Origin of the sequence: Bacteroides togonis, assembly GCF_900130135.1 — a bacterium.
Lineage (GTDB): Bacteria > Bacteroidota > Bacteroidia > Bacteroidales > Bacteroidaceae > Bacteroides > Bacteroides pullorum.
This window is the reverse complement of the sequence record NZ_LT670820.1, coordinates 1,389,571-1,404,984: the sequence shown is the minus strand read 5'-3', so window position 1 is coordinate 1,404,984 and position 15,414 is coordinate 1,389,571. Positions and strand designations below refer to the sequence as shown.

17 protein-coding genes are annotated in these 15,414 nt (G+C 46.2%); 13 read left to right on the top strand and 4 right to left on the bottom strand.

The genetic code is table 11. The features are described 5' to 3' along the window. Nucleotides 1–32: 32 nt before the first annotated feature. On the bottom strand, nt 33–1,133 hold the full coding sequence (locus tag BQ8005_RS06165) for an aldose epimerase family protein (protein WP_075317447.1): 1,101 nt from the start codon (nt 1,131–1,133) through the stop codon (nt 33–35). A 231-nt stretch (nt 1,134–1,364) separates the two neighbouring features. Between BQ8005_RS06165 and BQ8005_RS06160 the strand changes: the two genes are divergently transcribed. Further along, nucleotides 1,365–2,336 (top strand): type I phosphomannose isomerase catalytic subunit, encoded by a 972-nt coding sequence (locus BQ8005_RS06160; RefSeq protein WP_021847622.1) that lies wholly within the window; start codon nt 1,365–1,367, stop codon nt 2,334–2,336. A gap of 59 nt (nt 2,337–2,395) precedes the next feature. Here BQ8005_RS06160 and BQ8005_RS06155 read toward each other — a convergent pair whose 3' ends face one another. From BQ8005_RS06155 to BQ8005_RS06145, 3 genes are read right to left on the bottom strand one after another with little or no spacing between them, the layout of a single operon-like run. Further along, nucleotides 2,396–2,647 (bottom strand): hypothetical protein, encoded by a 252-nt coding sequence (locus BQ8005_RS06155; RefSeq protein WP_075317446.1) that lies wholly within the window; start codon nt 2,645–2,647, stop codon nt 2,396–2,398. Further along, on the bottom strand, nt 2,637–3,020 hold the full coding sequence (locus BQ8005_RS06150; protein ID WP_075317445.1) for a hypothetical protein: 384 nt from the start codon (nt 3,018–3,020) through the stop codon (nt 2,637–2,639). Before BQ8005_RS06150 ends, BQ8005_RS06155 begins: the two co-directional genes overlap by 11 nt. A gap of 36 nt (nt 3,021–3,056) precedes the next feature. After that, complete coding sequence (locus BQ8005_RS06145) at nt 3,057–3,266, bottom strand: YtxH domain-containing protein (RefSeq protein WP_021847619.1); 210 nt, start codon at nt 3,264–3,266, stop codon at nt 3,057–3,059. Nucleotides 3,267–3,449: 183 nt separating this feature from the next. Here BQ8005_RS06145 and BQ8005_RS06140 point away from each other — a divergent pair, with 183 nt between their 5' ends. The 12 genes from BQ8005_RS06140 to BQ8005_RS06085 all read left to right on the top strand — a co-directional run bounded on the left by BQ8005_RS06140 (nt 3,450) and on the right by BQ8005_RS06085 (nt 15,356). Beyond that, a complete protein-coding gene (locus BQ8005_RS06140) occupies nt 3,450–3,866 on the top strand; it encodes a lipocalin-like domain-containing protein (protein ID WP_021847618.1) in 417 nt (138 codons plus the stop codon). Between the two features lie 34 nt (nt 3,867–3,900). After that, nucleotides 3,901–4,407, top strand: a complete 507-nt coding sequence (locus tag BQ8005_RS06135; RefSeq protein ID WP_021847617.1) for an SPOR domain-containing protein — start codon at nt 3,901–3,903, stop codon at nt 4,405–4,407. 193 nt (nt 4,408–4,600) lie between these two features. Then, entirely contained in the window at nt 4,601–5,425 is an 825-nt protein-coding gene (gene cysQ / locus BQ8005_RS06130) for a 3'(2'),5'-bisphosphate nucleotidase CysQ (RefSeq protein WP_075317444.1), read from the top strand. 10 nt (nt 5,426–5,435) lie between these two features. Next, nucleotides 5,436–7,007, top strand: a complete 1,572-nt coding sequence (locus BQ8005_RS06125) for an SLC13 family permease (RefSeq protein WP_075318988.1) — start codon at nt 5,436–5,438, stop codon at nt 7,005–7,007. 3 nt (nt 7,008–7,010) lie between these two features. Further along, nucleotides 7,011–7,607 carry an adenylyl-sulfate kinase gene (gene cysC, locus BQ8005_RS06120; RefSeq protein ID WP_075317443.1) on the top strand — a complete coding sequence of 199 codons (597 nt, stop codon included), beginning with the start codon at nt 7,011–7,013 and terminating at the stop codon, nt 7,605–7,607. Between the two features lie 9 nt (nt 7,608–7,616). Continuing rightward, nucleotides 7,617–8,528: a sulfate adenylyltransferase subunit CysD gene (gene cysD / locus BQ8005_RS06115; protein ID WP_021847613.1), complete on the top strand. Its 912-nt coding sequence runs from the start codon at nt 7,617–7,619 to the stop codon at nt 8,526–8,528. Between the two features lie 26 nt (nt 8,529–8,554). Then, on the top strand, nt 8,555–10,015 hold the full coding sequence (gene cysN, locus BQ8005_RS06110; RefSeq protein WP_075317442.1) for a sulfate adenylyltransferase subunit CysN: 1,461 nt from the start codon (nt 8,555–8,557) through the stop codon (nt 10,013–10,015). 140 nt (nt 10,016–10,155) lie between these two features. Next, nucleotides 10,156–11,262: a sulfotransferase family protein gene (locus BQ8005_RS06105; protein ID WP_075317441.1), complete on the top strand. Its 1,107-nt coding sequence runs from the start codon at nt 10,156–10,158 to the stop codon at nt 11,260–11,262. A gap of 22 nt (nt 11,263–11,284) precedes the next feature. Next, on the top strand, nt 11,285–12,250 hold the full coding sequence (locus tag BQ8005_RS06100; protein ID WP_021847610.1) for a PCMD domain-containing protein: 966 nt from the start codon (nt 11,285–11,287) through the stop codon (nt 12,248–12,250). Nucleotides 12,251–12,292: 42 nt separating this feature from the next. Next, the gene (gene ruvX / locus BQ8005_RS06095; RefSeq protein WP_075317439.1) at nt 12,293–12,736 is read left to right on the top strand and encodes a Holliday junction resolvase RuvX; all 444 of its coding nucleotides are present in this window, start codon (nt 12,293–12,295) and stop codon (nt 12,734–12,736) included. A gap of 3 nt (nt 12,737–12,739) precedes the next feature. After that, entirely contained in the window at nt 12,740–13,294 is a 555-nt protein-coding gene (def, locus tag BQ8005_RS06090; RefSeq protein WP_021847608.1) for a peptide deformylase, read from the top strand. 19 nt (nt 13,295–13,313) lie between these two features. Next, nucleotides 13,314–15,356, top strand: coding sequence for a tetratricopeptide repeat protein (locus BQ8005_RS06085; protein WP_075317438.1), 2,043 nt, complete (start codon nt 13,314–13,316; stop codon nt 15,354–15,356). The last annotated feature ends 58 nt before the right edge of the window (nt 15,357–15,414 follow it).

The following is a 15,414-nucleotide window of genomic DNA, read 5'->3' as shown; positions in this document are numbered from 1 at the left end:
CTTTTTATAAAAGAGATTATTAATTGTGTTAATTATTGTTCTGTAACGCTAAATTTGTAGATAGTTACTTGCTGGTACTCATCGCCTGGAAGTAGGACTGCCGACGGAAAGTGAGGTTTGTTAGGAGTGTCAGGAAAACATTGGGCTTCGAAGCATACAGCACTTCTGGCTGGATAGGTAGCGCCATGTGCTCCTGTAAATCCGTTAAGCCAGTTACCAGTGTATAGTTGGATGCCGTTTTCTGTAGTAAATACTTCCATCATGCGTCCACTGGCTGGGTCGGTGTATGTAGCAGCTTGGCTCAATTCTCCTGCTTCTGTCTTATTCAGTACATAGCAATGGTCGTATCCGGCTCCGTTGATCAGTTGTTGGAATGGTTCATCTATTCGTTCACCAATGGTGTGTGGCGTACGGAAATCCATAGGAGTGCCTTCCACTTTCAGTATTTCTCCAGTTGGGATAGAGACTTCATCAATAGGAACGTAGAAATTTGCATTGATACTGATAGAATGATTTAGCACGGTAGGAGTTGGTGAAGCAATTCCTGACAGGTTGAAAAAACCATGGTTCGTCAGGTTGACAACAGTCGCTTTATCGGTTGTTGCGCGATATTCGATCACCAGCGCGTTAATGTCTTCTTCAAGGCGATAGGTCATTTCAACCTCCAAATTGCCGGGGAAACCTTCTTCTCCATCGGCTGATGTGTAGTTGAAAATCACGGTTGTCGGATTGGGTTGTACGGCATCCCATACTTTGGTATGGAAACCAGTCGGTCCGCCGTGCAAAGAATTAGGGCCGTTGTTGATAGCAAGCTGATGCTCTTCACCGTAGAGGGTGAAATGTCCTTTGGCTATTCGATTGCCATATCGTCCGATTGTCGTATTAAGAAATGGTTCGGGGCTGTTAATGACGTGGTCTATGCTATCATGCCCTAGGATTACGTTGGCATACTCTCCAGCCTTGTCGGGCACCATAATGGAAAGGATTGCACATCCGTAGTTCGTCACTGTTACTTCCATTCCTTGGCTGTTTCTCAGAATGTAAAGGTCGGTCTTTTTGCCGCCTATTTCTTTTTGAAAGTTTTTCCTGTCCAAACAGGAACGGTTACTTTCATAAATATTAGATGCTGTCATATCATGGTATTCATTAAATTTCTTGCAAATAAACAGATTTTCTTTTGTTCTCCCAAGCAATAACAAATAATTTTTTGTATGTTTGTCGCCATATTCAAGCTTTGGTCAAGACAATTTGTGAGTTGAAGTCTTGAAGAAGATGTAGAAGAACTTGCTGGCTTGGCAGGGAAATTGATACTAAAGAAGAAAAACAATTTATACTATTTTGAAAAATATTTAATAGAACATTTGATGTACCCTCTGAAATTTGAGCCTGTCTTGAAGCAGACGCTTTGGGGAGGCGATAAGATTATCCCTTTTAAACATTTGAATGAAAACTTGCCCAATGTGGGTGAAAGTTGGGAAGTATCAGCTGTAGAAGGCAGCGAATCTGTTGTGGCTAATGGCGCAGACAAAGGGCTAACGTTGCCCGAAATGGTACGTAAGTATCGGGAAGAATTGGTTGGTGAGTCGAATTATGCACGTTTTGGCAATCAATTCCCTCTGCTGGTTAAGTTTATTGATGCGCGGCAAAAATTGTCTATTCAAGTTCATCCAGGCGATGAGTTGGCCAAAAAACGTCATAACAGTTTTGGTAAAAATGAAATGTGGTATGTGGTTTCTGCCGATGAAGGAGCCACTTTGATATCGGGTTTCTCCAAGCAGATCACTCCAAAAGAATATAAAGAACGTGTACATAATGGTACATTTGACGAGGTACTTCAGACATGTGTTATTCGGCCGGGTGATGTGTTCTATGTACCTGCTGGCCGTGTACATGGTATTGGGGCAGGTGCCTTTGTGGTAGAAGTGCAGCAGTCGTCTGATGTGACATATCGTATTTACGATTATAATCGTAGAGATAAGGATGGAAAGCTTCGTGAGTTGCATATCGGCCAAGCGATGGATGCCATCAATTTCTCAGATGTACAAGATGATTTTAGAACGGAGTATGAGGCTGTGCCTAATGAACCTGTAGAAATATTGACTACCCCCTATTTCTCTGTTTCTTTATACGATATGACGGAGGATATTACATGTGACTATTCAGAGTTGGATTCTTTTGTAATATTTGTCTGCATTGAAGGAGAGTGCCGTATGGTGGACGATGCTCAAAATGAGATCACTTTACGTGCGGGTGAAACGGTATTGTTCCCTGCTACAACCCAATCGGTCAATATCATTCCTGAAGGAAAGGTGAAGCTATTAGAAGCTTACGTTTGATAAAACACTGTTTTGTGATGAAGATAGCGCTGCATTTCAATGAATGTAGCGCTGTTTTTTTATTTTCTAATGGCTCTGTGAAATTTTCGAATTAATTTTATGCCCAACATGAAGCCATCGAATAGGGCCATTCCTGTATTGAAAGCTTTCATGATAGAGTTCCCTTTGTTTACTGTAGGTGCAAGAGGGGCAATCAGTTTTCGGGCAGTGGTACCAAGGGCTTTCTTTTGTTGCTGTACATCTACTAAAGCTTGTTTCCTCAGGACCCGGATGTCATCCAATGTGGTTATTTGTAGTTTGTTATTGTCCATATTGCTCGTCTTTTTTTACAGGGCCTTCAATAAACAAGTTTGCGATAAATTTGGCCATTGGGTTGATGATGAGTTTTTTGCGCAAAAGGTAAACAGCTGCTATCAGAATGAGGATGACGCATGTAATTAGAGCAAAACTTGTTACGATACTTCCAACTAGATGGGCTAGCAGATAGGCTAGTGTGAAAGATAGATAAAACAGGGCTACCATGCTAAGGATAATGATAATCAGCACCAAAATTAAAGTAGATAGCAGAATTGTTAGTTTTTCTGCTATCTCTAGTTGGGTATATCTTTTCTGAAGTGCTAGATATTTTTTGACTTCAATGAAAAGCTGTTGTAATGTTTCTATGCTTTTATCATTGGGGAACATGGTAGCTCTGTTTTATACGGTTTTTACTTTGGCTGTTTATTCGTCTGCTTCATTTTTGATTTCTGCAGCGATTTCGTCTACCAAATTTTCCATTTCGTTTCGGCTGAGTCGAATGCCTTTCTTGCGCAGGATGTCTGCGATTTTTGCACGAGTATCTTCTCCTTTTTCAGGGGCAAAAAGAATACCTAAGGTTGCGCCGACAGCGGCTCCACCTAAAAAAGCGGCTAATACATTTAATCCTTTCATAATATTTATTTTTTATGGTTTACTTGCAAAACTAGCCAATATCTTCTAATATCCATCTCTTTCGGTGATGTTTTTTTCAGGATTTCTACTTATATTCTCCGATTTAGGGAAATTTAACGGTCTTGTGTGGCGTCAGATAATTGCTTAGGTGTACTTTTGTCTCCTAAATTTTAAGGTGTAGATATGAGAGCTTTGGTTAGAGGCATGAACGTCTTGCTATTGATTGTCATGATGGTCTGTTGCCTTTCTTGCATGAATGGTGGAGATTCTCCTTGGGTAGGGAAATGGCAATTGCGTGAATATCAGTATCCTGATGGAAGTGTTGAAAAGGTTGACAGTGTCTTTTATGGCTTTCAGAAAGGCTCTTTCCTGAGTTATTATATGGGCGAAGATGGTAATTATCGTTCTATGTATGGTTATTATAAGGAGGAGGATGATAAGATTACTATTACTTTATGGGAACCTGCTGTTGACGATCCTACCTACAAGAAATGGTTTGGATGGGAAGGCGGTGTCCGTACATTTAAAGTGGATGAATTGACCTCCAAGAAGATACGTTTGAACTATAACGATACGATATACGTTTTTCGTAATTATTGAACGAACTTATTTAAAAACTTAAATGATAAAGAAAATGAAAAAATTAGCAGTATTAGGAATGGGTGTCTGTGTAGCACTGGCATTCTCTTCTTGTAAGTCGAACGAAAGTGCTTACAAAAAGGCATATGAAAATGCGAAGAAACAAGAGTTGGCAGAAGCTCCGCAACCGACAGAAACAGCTACAGTTGAAGAGAGTCCTGTCGTTAGTGCACCTGTTGAAGCTCCAAAGGTAGTTGAAAGTACTCAAGTTGGTGTACGTCAGGAAAAGGTGACGGTTGTGTCTGGTACAGGCTTGAAAGATTACAATGTCGTAGCAGGTAGTTTTTCAGTGAAAGCCAATGCAGAAAATTTGAAAGCTTTCTTGGATAAAGAAGGATATAGTGCTTCTGTTGCTTTCAATGCAGATAATTCTATGTATCGTGTGATTGTGGCTACATATCACGACAGAGATTCTGCAGCTGCCGCTCGTGATGCCTTCAAAGCAAAGTATCCTAATCGTAACGATTTTCAAGGTGCTTGGTTGCTTTATCGCATCAATTGATGGCTGGATTAGAAATGAACGATTGTTTTGTTTCATGTGAATATAAAGGCGGCACGCTATAGGGCGGCTGCCTTTTTTATTCTTGTGAACGTAAATTTGGTTTAAAAGAAGTTATAAAGTAGAATGGAAAACTTTTTCGAGTAGAAAAGTTTCTACCTTTGTAACCTTATATTGTATCTTTAATAAAAATGGTATGGATCAACAATATATATTAAAGGCTATTGATGCTGCTTTGGCGGCAGGTGAGAAAATTCTTTCCATTTATAATGATCCGAATTCTGATTTTCAGGTAGAAAAGAAAGCGGATAATTCGCCGTTGACTATTGCCGACCGCGCGGCTCATGAGGTCATTTGTCGGTTGTTGGCCGATACTCCGTTCCCTGTCTTGAGCGAAGAGGGTAAATCGAAGTCCTATGAGGAACGTAAGTCGTGGAAAGAGTTATGGATTGTTGATCCGTTGGACGGTACAAAGGAATTTATTAAACGTAATGGTGAATTTACTGTTAATATCGCTTTTGTTCAGGATTCCATTCCTCGCATGGGAGTTATTTACTTGCCGGTGAAGCATATTCTTTATTTTGCCATGGAAGGATTGGGCGCTTATAAATTGACGGATGTGACATCGCGTGGAGATGCTTCATTGAAGGAATTGATTGCAAAGGCTGTTCGTTTGCCGATTGAAGCGGAACATGATAAATATGTGATTGTCGCTTCACGTTCGCATTCTACGCCCGAAACGGAAAAGTTTGTTGAAGAAGCTAGAGCTATTCATCCGAATATAGAACTGATTTCGAGTGGAAGTTCCATCAAGATATGCCTGGTGGCCGAAGGTGTAGCAGATGTTTATCCGCGTTTTGCCCCAACAATGGAGTGGGACACGGCTGCAGGACATGCCATTGCGCGTGCAGCTGGTATGGAGGTCTATCGGGCAGGAATGGATATACCATTGAGTTATAATAAGGAAGACTTGCTGAATCCATGGTTCATTGTAGAGCCGAAGCATGTCGGACATAAATGAAGACTGGATGATGACTTTTGAGATTGTACTTGTATTATTAGGATTGGTAGGCATGGTAGCCGCCTTGATACTCGACAAGATGCGTCCGGGCATCGTGTTGCTGAGCTTGGTAGTGTTGTTCATGGTGGCGGGCATCATCACGCCCAAGCAGATGGTGGCCGGATTCAGCAACCGGGGCATGATCACCGTGGCTTTGTTGTTCCTGGTCAGCGAGGGCATCCGGCAGAGCGGGGCATTGAGTGCCGTGGTCAAAAAGCTCTTGCCGGAGAAGGGCACTTCCGTCACCAAAGCGCAGTTGCGCATTCTGCCCATCGTAAGTGCTTTTTCTGCCTTCCTCAACAATACGCCGGTGGTGGTCATCTTTGCTCCCATCTTGAAGAACTGGTCGAAGCGGGTAGGCTTGTCCTGCACAAAGTTCCTGATACCGCTGTCCTACGCCACGATACTGGGTGGCCTGTGCACGCTGATAGGCACGTCTACCAACCTCGTGGTGCACGGCATGATGATTGACAAGGGGATGGAGGGGTTGAAGATGTTTGATCTGGCCTATATCGGCATCCCCATCACGGTGGCGGGCTTGGCCTTTATCATTTTGACTTCCAAGAAACTGCTTCCGGCCGAGCGTCCGGACAATTTTGAGGAGGAAGAGAGCGAGACGGCAGAAGACACGGGGCGTCATGTGGTGGAAGTAGTCTTGGCTTCCCGCTTCCCGGGCTTGAAACGCAAGCTGAAGACGTTTGACTTCAAGCGCCGCTATGGTGCGGAGGTGAAGGAAATCCGCCAGAACGGACAGGTGATTACCGACAATCTGGGCGAGGTGCGCTTGCAGGAAGGGGATACGCTGGTACTTCTGGCTGACGATGCCTTTACGAAGACTTGGGGCGATTCGTCCGTCTTCCTGATGATGACCAACGGGCAGGAGATTCCAACCAATCCGGTGCCGTCGTGGAAGAAGTGGACAGCGTTTGCCCTGCTTATTATCATGATTGTGGGGGCAACCATTGGAGAACTGCCTTATTTCCAGGAACATTTTCCTAATGTAAAGATGGACATGTTCTTCTTTGCTGCCGTCACGGCCGTGGTGATGGCTTGGCTGAAGATGTTTCCGCCCAAGAAATATACCAAATATATCAGTTGGGACATCCTGATTACCATTGCCTGTGCCTTTGCCATCAGTGCGGCGATGGAAGAATCCGGGCTGGCAGCGCTGATTGCCGACTTCATCAAGAGTGTGTCCGGCTCTTTGGGGGCTTGGGGCGCTTTGGGACTGCTGTACCTGGTGACGCTGCTCATTACGGAACTGATAACGAACAATGCCGCGGCCGCCTTGGCCTTCCCGTTGGCGCTGGAGACGGCAGCTAAGTTTGGGGTAGACCCCATGCCGTTCTTCATAGCTATCTGTATTGCCGCTTCTGCCGGATTTGCCACGCCCATTGGCTATCAGACGAACCTGATTGTGCAGGGCGCGGGCAACTATAAGTTTACGGACTTTGTGAAAGTGGGCCTTCCGATGGATTTGATAGTGATGATTATTTCCGTGGGACTGATTCCGTTGATTTGGCCGTTTACACCTATTATATAATATATGGAACATATTTATCCGATATTTGATAAGATGCTGGCGCGGGCAGACAAGGAGAAACTGCTGGGCCAGCGGGGCCTGATGATCTGGTTCACCGGCCTGAGCGGTTCGGGCAAGAGTACCATTGCCATTGCTTTGGAGCGCGAGCTGCATCAGCGTGGACTTCTGTGCCGCATCTTGGACGGAGACAACATCCGTAGCGGCATCAATAACAACTTGGGTTTTTCCGAAGCCGACCGTGTGGAGAATATCCGTCGCATAGCCGAAGTGTCCAAACTCTTTGTTGATACAGGCATTATCACCATTGCCGCCTTCATCAGCCCCAGCAACGACATCCGCGAGATGGCGGCCGATATCATCGGCAGGGACGATTTTGTGGAAGTATATGTCAGCACTCCCATTGAGGAATGCGAACGTCGCGACGTGAAAGGCCTTTATGCCAAGGCGCGTCGGGGCGAAATCAAGAACTTTACGGGTATTTCCGCTCCTTTCGAAGCGCCTGAACATCCTGCGTTGACGCTCGACACGTCGGTGCTTTCCTTGGAAGAATCCGTTCACAAACTGTTAGAACTCATATTACCCAGAATTCAGAAGAAATAAGATAGAAAGATGAAAGAAGAGTACAAACTTAGTCATTTGAAGGAACTCGAAGCCGAGTCCATTCATATCATTCGTGAGGTGGCGGCCGAGTTCGAGAATCCTGTGATGCTCTATAGCATCGGCAAGGATTCGTCCGTGATGGTGCGTCTGGCCGAGAAGGCCTTCTATCCGGGCAAGGTGCCCTTCCCCTTGATGCACATCGACTCCAAGTGGAAGTTCAAGGAAATGATTCAGTTCCGCGACGAATATGCCAAGAAATACGGATGGAACCTGATTGTAGAGAGCAATATGGAAGCCTTCAAGGCGGGGGTAGGCCCCTTTACGCATGGTAGCAAGGTGCATACTGACCTGATGAAGACGCAGGCTCTGCTTCACGCACTCGATAAGTATAAGTTTGATGCCGCCTTTGGTGGCGCCCGTCGTGATGAGGAAAAGTCGCGTGCCAAGGAACGTATCTTCTCTTTTCGCGACCGTTTCCACCAGTGGGACCCCAAGAACCAGCGTCCTGAATTGTGGGACATCTACAACGCACGTGTCCACAAGGGCGAGAGCATCCGCGTATTCCCTTTGAGCAACTGGACGGAGCTGGACATCTGGCAATACATCCGCCTGGAGAATATCCCCATTGTGCCGCTCTACTTTGCTAAGGAAAGACCTTGCGTAGAGATAGACGGTAACCTGATTATGGCCGACGACGACCGCCTGCCCGAGCAGTATCGTGACAAGATACAGATGCGTATGGTGCGTTTCCGCACCTTGGGTTGCTGGCCGTTGACAGGCGCCGTGGAGAGCGAAGCCGACACCATCGAAAAGATTGTGGAGGAGATGATGACCACTACCAAGAGCGAACGTACCACGCGTGTCATCGACTTCGACCAGGAAGCCAGCATGGAGCAGAAGAAGCGTGAAGGATATTTTTAAACGAATGATTAAGGATTTTGAAGACAATGGACAACAATAAATTGGATATAAAGGCCTTTCTGGACAAGGATGAACAGAAAGACTTGCTTCGCTTTCTGACGGCAGGGTCGGTGGACGACGGTAAGTCCACCCTGATAGGACGCTTGTTGTTCGATAGCAAGAAATTGTACGAAGACCAGCTGGACGCCTTGGAGCGCGACAGCAAGCGTATGGGTAACGCTGGCGATCACATCGACTACGCCCTTCTGCTGGACGGATTGAAAGCCGAGCGTGAACAGGGTATCACCATCGACGTGGCCTACCGCTACTTCTCGACCAACAACCGCAAGTTCATCATTGCCGACACGCCGGGGCACGAGCAATATACGCGCAACATGATTACGGGCGGCTCGACGGCCAATCTTGCCATTATCCTTGTGGATGCACGTACGGGTGTCATCACCCAGACGCGTAGACACACCTTCCTGGTGTCTCTGCTGGGCATTAAGCACGTCGTTTTGGCCGTGAACAAGATGGACTTGGTAGATTTCTCCGAGGAGCGTTTCAACGAGATTGTATCCGTTTACAAGGAGTTTGTCGCTCCGTTGGGCATCCCCGATGTGACTTGCATCCCCTTGTCTGCACTCGACGGCGACAACGTGGTGACCAAGTCGGAGCGTACGCCTTGGTATAAAGGCACGTCGCTGCTCGACTTTCTGGAGACCGTCCACATCGACAACGACCACAATTTCAACGACTTCCGCTTCCCCGTCCAATACGTACTTCGCCCCAACCTCGACTTCCGTGGTTTCTGTGGCAAGGTAGCTTCGGGTGTCATCCGCAAGGGCGACGAGGTGATGGCATTGCCTTCGCGCAAGAAGTCGCGCATCAAGAGCATCGTGACCTATGACGGCGAGCTGGATTATGCCTTCCCGCCCCAGTCGGTGACGCTGACTTTGGAAGACGAGATTGATGTATCCAGAGGCGAGATGCTGGTACATCCGGACAACCTGCCGATGGAAGACCGCAACTTCGAGGCCATGCTCGTGTGGATGGACGAGGAGCCGATGGACGCCAACAAGTCCTTCTTCATCAAGCAAACTACCAACCTGAGCCGTACGCACATCGACACCATCAAGTACAAGGTGGACGTCAACACCATGGAGCACCTCTCTTTGGAGAATGGCAAGCTGACGCGGGAAACACTCCCCATGCAGCTCAATCAGATAGCTCGCGTAGTATTCACCACGGCCAAGGAGCTGTTCTTCGATCCTTACAAGCAGAACAAGGCGACGGGGGCGTTCATCCTGATTGACCCTATCACCAACAATACCAGCGCCGTCGGCATGATTATCGACCGCGTGGAGAGCAAGGATATGCATCAGGGCGAAGAACTGCCCGTGCTCGACCTTGTGAAGCTGGGCATCGCTCCCGAACATTACGAGGCGATAGAGAAGGCCGTGAAGGAACTCGAACGCCAGGGATTGGGCGTGAAAGTGGTGAAATGAGGAAAACGCTCCTCTGAGTAGCACAAAATAAAAGGATGCTTTCCCTTGGAGAAAAGGCTGTTTTCTTGTGGAGAAAACATTGCTTTCTTCAAGGCATGGCATCGGAAGTGAAATAATGAGTGAATATTTGAGAAAAAGATATGGGTTTATTAGAATTTAACAAGCTTCCCATCAATACGCTGGTGGGAGCCGATTGGAAGACCTTCAACCAGATAACCGCCGGCCGTACCATCGACGCTTCCTACAAAGGAAAGTATCGTCTGACGAAGGCCGTGTGCCGCCTGCTTTCCACGCTGGTGTCGTTGCAGGACCGAAAGTACCAAAAACTATTGGCCGACAAGCCGCTGGAGCACGATCCTGTGTTCATCTTGGGGCATTGGCGGAGCGGTACGACGTTTGTGCACAACGTCTTTTCGTGCGACAAGCACTTCGGCTACAACACCACCTATCAGACCGTTTTCCCACACCTGATGATGTGGGGGCAGCCCTTCTTCAAGAAGAACATGAGTTGGCTGATGCCCGACAAGCGTCCGACCGACAACATGGAACTGGCCGTCGACCTGCCTCAGGAAGAGGAGTTCGCGCTGGCCAACATGATGCCCTACACCTATTACAACTTCTGGTTCCTGCCCAAGCACATGCAGGAGTATGCCGACAAGTACCTCCTCTTCGACGACATTACGGATGAAGAGCTGAAGGTGTTCGAGGAAGTCTTTGTGAAACTCATCAAGATATCCTTGTGGAATACGCACGGCACCCAGTTCTTGAGCAAGAATCCTCCCCATACGGGCCGCGTGAAAGAGCTGGTCAAGATGTTCCCCAACGCCAAGTTCATCTACCTGATGCGCAATCCCTATACAGTGTTCGAGAGTACGCGCAGCTTCTTCACCAATACCATCCAACCCTTGAAGCTTCAGGATATCAGCAACGAAGAGTTGGAAAAGAACATCCTTTCCATCTATGCCAAGTTGTATCACAAGTACGAGGCGGACAAGGGTTGCATCCCTGCCGGCAACCTGATTGAGGTGAAGTTCGAGGACTTCGAGGCCGACGCTATGGGCATGACGGAGCATATCTATCAGGCATTGTCCATCCCTGGCTTTACGGAAGCTCGCGCCGACATCGAGAAATATGTGGGAGGCAAGAAGGGGTACAAGAAGAACAAATACAAGTACGATGACCGCACGGTGCATTTGGTTCAGGAGAACTGGGGCTTTGCATTGGAGCAGTGGGAGTACGAGTTATAAAATAGGAAAAGGTAAAAAGATGATGTGTAGAAAATGTTTGTTGTATATAGTGATCTGCGTTGCCTCCTTGTGGAGTGGGAGAGCTGTAGCCCAACCTCATGTAGAACCCATTTCTTTTGGTGACATGGATCAATGGGTGGACCGTCAGATTAAGGAATCAGGTATTATCGGTGGGGCTACCAAGCATGTCTATGCCATCGGCCCTACAAAGACCATAGTAGGTGACGAACCATACACTAATATGGGAGGTTCGCCTTGGGCTACTTCCAATGTCATGGCCAAGGTGGCAGGTATCACCAAAACCAACACTTCTGTATTTCCTGAGAAGAGAGGCGACGGCTACTGTGCCCGTCTTGATACACGTATGGAGAGCGTCAAGGTTTTCGGATTGGTGAATATAACGGTGCTTGCCGCCGGCTCCATATTTTTGGGCGATGTGCACGAGCCGATCAAAGGAACGCAAAACCCACAGAAAATGTTGAATTCGGGCATTCCTTTCACTAAAAAGCCAGTAGCCATCCAATTTGACTATAAAGTCAAGATGTCCGACCGCGAGAAGCGTATTCGCGCTACAGGCTTTAGCCGTATAACCGATGTCGAAGGAAAAGATTTTCCAGCTGCTATTCTTTTGTTACAGAAGCGTTGGGAAGATAAGGACGGCAACATCTACGCCAAGCGTGTAGGTACAATGGTAGTGCGCTACTATACGACGACACCCGATTGGAAAAATAATGTTACTTACGACATCATGTATGGCGACATTACAGGCAATCCTAACTATAAGGCTCACATGATGCGCCTGCAGGTAGAAGAACGTTATGCCATGAATAGCAAGGGGGAGAGCGTACCTATCCACGAGGTGGCATGGGGGACGGAAGACGACGTACCTACCCATATGGTACTTCAGTTCACGTCCAGTCATGGCGGTGCTTATATCGGTTCGCCAGGCAATTCGCTTTGGATAGACAATGTTAAACTCGTCTATTGATTGTTTGGCAGAAACAATTAAAGTTGTATTTTTGTGGCCGATATGGGAAGATTGCTTGCGATAGATTATGGAAAGAAGCGTACGGGGATAGCGGTGACTGATACCCTGCAGCTGATAGCGAACGGATTGACAACGGTACCGACTCATGAACTGCTTGCTTTCATCCTTGACTATGTGTCCAAGGAACCGGTCGAACGTATTCTGGTCGGTCTTCCCAAACAGATGAACAACGAGGCTTCGGAAAACATGAAGCGTATCGAGCCATTTGTCCGTTCTCTGCAAAAGAAACTTCCTGATGTACCTGTGGAGTACGTGGACGAGCGTTTTACTTCCGTTTTGGCCCATCGGGCAATGTTGGATGCCGGCTTGAAAAAGAAAGACCGGCAGAACAAGGCACTGGTCGACGAAATCAGTGCTACCATCATTTTGCAGAGTTATATGGAGAACAGAAGAACATCATTTGACAGATTATTAAATAAAGAATAGAACATGATTTTACCTATTTATACGTATGGACAGCCTGTATTGAGAAAAGTGGCTGAAGATATTACTCCCGATTATCCCAATCTGAAGGAGCTTATTACGAATATGTTTGAGACAATGGATCGTGCCGAAGGGGTTGGTTTGGCTGCACCTCAGGTAGGACTTCCTATTCGTGTGGTTGTCATCAATCTGGATGTTTTGTCCGATGATCTGCCAGAGTTCAAAGGCTTCCGCAAGGCTTATATCAATCCTCATATTTTGGAAGTGTCGGGAGAAGAAGTCTCGATGGAGGAAGGTTGCCTGAGCTTGCCTGGCATTCATGAGAGCGTGAAGCGAGGCGATAAGATTCGTGTGAAGTACATGGACGAGAATTGGGAAGCACACGAAGAGGACGTTGAAGGCTATTTGGCCCGTGTCATGCAACATGAGTTCGACCACTTGGAAGGCAAGATGTTCATTGACCATTTGTCTACTTTGCGCAAGCAGATGATCAAAGGCAAGCTGAATTCCCTGCTTAAGGGTAAGGCGCATTGCACGTATAAGGTGAAGACCGTGAAATAACTGTAATTGTAATTTTGTAATGGTGAAGCGACTCCTGATAGCCATCTTGCTTTTCCCGGCATTGCTATATGCCCAAATTAATACGGAGCGAGTAATGATGATTGCTCGCAATGCGCTGTATTTTGAGGATTATGTACTTTCTATTCAGTATTTTAATCAGGTAATCAGCGCCAAACCCTACTTGTTCGAACCGTATTTCTTTCGTGGTTTGGCCAAGATAAATTTGGAAGACTATCAGGGAGCTGAGGCCGATTGTGATGAAGCAATTCGGCGAAATCCTTTTGTCGTGGGAGCTTATCAGATAAGAGGGCTTGCCCGTATTCGTCAGAACAATTTTGACGGAGCGATAGAAGATTATCGAATGGCTTTGAAATATGAGCCTGAAAATGTCGTCTTATGGCATAATTTGACGCTTTGTCACATGCAGAAGGAAGATTATACTTCAGCAAAGGACGATTTGGAAAAATTGTTGGCGGTGTCTCCTCGTTACACGAGGGCTTACCTGATGCGTGGTGAAGTGAATCTGAGGCAAAATGATACAATCAATGCCTTGAAGGATTTCGACAAAGCCATAGAGCTGGATCGTTACGATGCTGACGGTTGGAGTGCACGTGCTTTGGTGAAACTACAGCAAAAACAATACAAAGAGGCTGAAAACGATTTGGATCAGGCTATTCGTCTGAGTGTCAAGAATGCAGGAAATTACATCAACCGTGCTTTGGCTCGTTTCCATCAGAACAATTTGAGGGGAGCCATGCAGGATTATGATGTGGCGTTGGATATAGATCCCAATAACTTTATCGGGCATTACAACCGAGGTTTGCTACGTGCCCAAGTCGGAGACGACAACCGAGCCATTGAAGATTTCGATTTTGTGTTGGAAATGGAGCCAGACAACATGATGGCTGCTTTCAACCGAGGTTTGTTGCGTGCACAGACAGGCGACTATCGGGGGGCTATCAGCGACTATTCGAAAGTGATTGAAGAGTATCCAAACTTCTTGACTGGATATCATTATCGGGCTGAAGCACGTCGTAAGGTGGGCGATATCAAGGGAGCTGAGCAAGATGAATTCAAGCTTATGAAAGCTCAGCTGGATCGTTTGAATGGAAAGAAGAATAACGGAAAGGATGTAGCCGATGCTACTTCGGATGCTGATAATGCCGACAAGGAAAAGACGCGCAAAAAGTCTGATAAGAATATGGAAAACTATCGGAAGATAGTGATTGCGGATGATTCTGAAATGACTCAGCGATATACAAGCGATTATCGTGGACGTGTACAAGATCGTAATGTCGTAGTCAAGTTGGAGCCAATGTATGCTTTGACCTACTATGAAAAGATCAGTGAAGTAAAGAAAGCTGTCCATTACCATAAATTCATAGATGCGTTGAATCTGTCCAAGCAATTGCCGAAGCCTTTGCGCATCACTAATATGGAAGCTCCGTTGACAGAGGAGCAGATTAAATATCATTTTGCGTTGATCGATTCTCATACATCCGATATTGTAGCTGAGCCTCAGAATGCGATGAAACGTTTTGGACGTGGTATCGATTTCTATCTGGTACAAGATTTTGACAGCTCGATTGACGATTTTACGCAAAGCATTTTGTTGGATGGAAAATTCTTTCCAGCTTATTTCATGCGTGCTTTGGTTCGCTACAAACAGCTTGACTATAAGAAGGCTGAAGCTATGGCAGAAGGAAATATCCAGTCGACTACTGCCGACAAGCAGAATTCTGGGGTAACGGCTGTTGATTATGAAGTTGTCAAGAAAGACTTGGATAAGGTCGTAGAGTTGGCTCCAGACTTTGTCTATGGATACTACAATCGTGGTAATGTTTCTTCTGCCTTGAAGGATTATCGTTCAGCTTTGGAAGATTATAATAAGGCTATTGAGCTGGATCCTGAATTCGCGGAGGCCTATTTCAATCGTGGATTAACTCAGATCTTTTTGGGCAACAACAAGCAGGGTATTTTGGATTTGAGTAAGGCTGGTGAGCTGGGGGTAGTTTCTGCCTATAATATTATCAAACGCTTTACGGATAATACCCGCGAATAACATTTTTTGTGAAATAGATGATTTTAAAAAAATAAATCTTTATTTTTGCGTTCAGAAT

What these genes read in the sequence shown, in the direction of transcription:
- BQ8005_RS06165 (WP_075317447.1), bottom strand. Translation starts at nt 1,133, where the DNA reads ATGACAGCATCTAATATTTATGAAAGTAACCGTTCCTGTTTGGACAGG.
- BQ8005_RS06160 (WP_021847622.1), top strand. Translation starts at nt 1,365, where the DNA reads ATGTACCCTCTGAAATTTGAGCCTGTCTTGAAGCAGACGCTTTGGGGA.
- BQ8005_RS06155 (WP_075317446.1), bottom strand. Translation starts at nt 2,647, where the DNA reads ATGGACAATAACAAACTACAAATAACCACATTGGATGACATCCGGGTC.
- BQ8005_RS06150 (WP_075317445.1), bottom strand. Translation starts at nt 3,020, where the DNA reads ATGTTCCCCAATGATAAAAGCATAGAAACATTACAACAGCTTTTCATT.
- BQ8005_RS06145 (WP_021847619.1), bottom strand. Translation starts at nt 3,266, where the DNA reads ATGAAAGGATTAAATGTATTAGCCGCTTTTTTAGGTGGAGCCGCTGTC.
- BQ8005_RS06140 (WP_021847618.1), top strand. Translation starts at nt 3,450, where the DNA reads ATGAGAGCTTTGGTTAGAGGCATGAACGTCTTGCTATTGATTGTCATG.
- BQ8005_RS06135 (WP_021847617.1), top strand. Translation starts at nt 3,901, where the DNA reads ATGAAAAAATTAGCAGTATTAGGAATGGGTGTCTGTGTAGCACTGGCA.
- cysQ (WP_075317444.1), top strand. Translation starts at nt 4,601, where the DNA reads ATGGATCAACAATATATATTAAAGGCTATTGATGCTGCTTTGGCGGCA.
- BQ8005_RS06125 (WP_075318988.1), top strand. Translation starts at nt 5,436, where the DNA reads ATGACTTTTGAGATTGTACTTGTATTATTAGGATTGGTAGGCATGGTA.
- cysC (WP_075317443.1), top strand. Translation starts at nt 7,011, where the DNA reads ATGGAACATATTTATCCGATATTTGATAAGATGCTGGCGCGGGCAGAC.
- cysD (WP_021847613.1), top strand. Translation starts at nt 7,617, where the DNA reads ATGAAAGAAGAGTACAAACTTAGTCATTTGAAGGAACTCGAAGCCGAG.
- cysN (WP_075317442.1), top strand. Translation starts at nt 8,555, where the DNA reads ATGGACAACAATAAATTGGATATAAAGGCCTTTCTGGACAAGGATGAA.
- BQ8005_RS06105 (WP_075317441.1), top strand. Translation starts at nt 10,156, where the DNA reads ATGGGTTTATTAGAATTTAACAAGCTTCCCATCAATACGCTGGTGGGA.
- BQ8005_RS06100 (WP_021847610.1), top strand. Translation starts at nt 11,285, where the DNA reads ATGTGTAGAAAATGTTTGTTGTATATAGTGATCTGCGTTGCCTCCTTG.
- ruvX (WP_075317439.1), top strand. Translation starts at nt 12,293, where the DNA reads ATGGGAAGATTGCTTGCGATAGATTATGGAAAGAAGCGTACGGGGATA.
- def (WP_021847608.1), top strand. Translation starts at nt 12,740, where the DNA reads ATGATTTTACCTATTTATACGTATGGACAGCCTGTATTGAGAAAAGTG.
- BQ8005_RS06085 (WP_075317438.1), top strand. Translation starts at nt 13,314, where the DNA reads ATGGTGAAGCGACTCCTGATAGCCATCTTGCTTTTCCCGGCATTGCTA.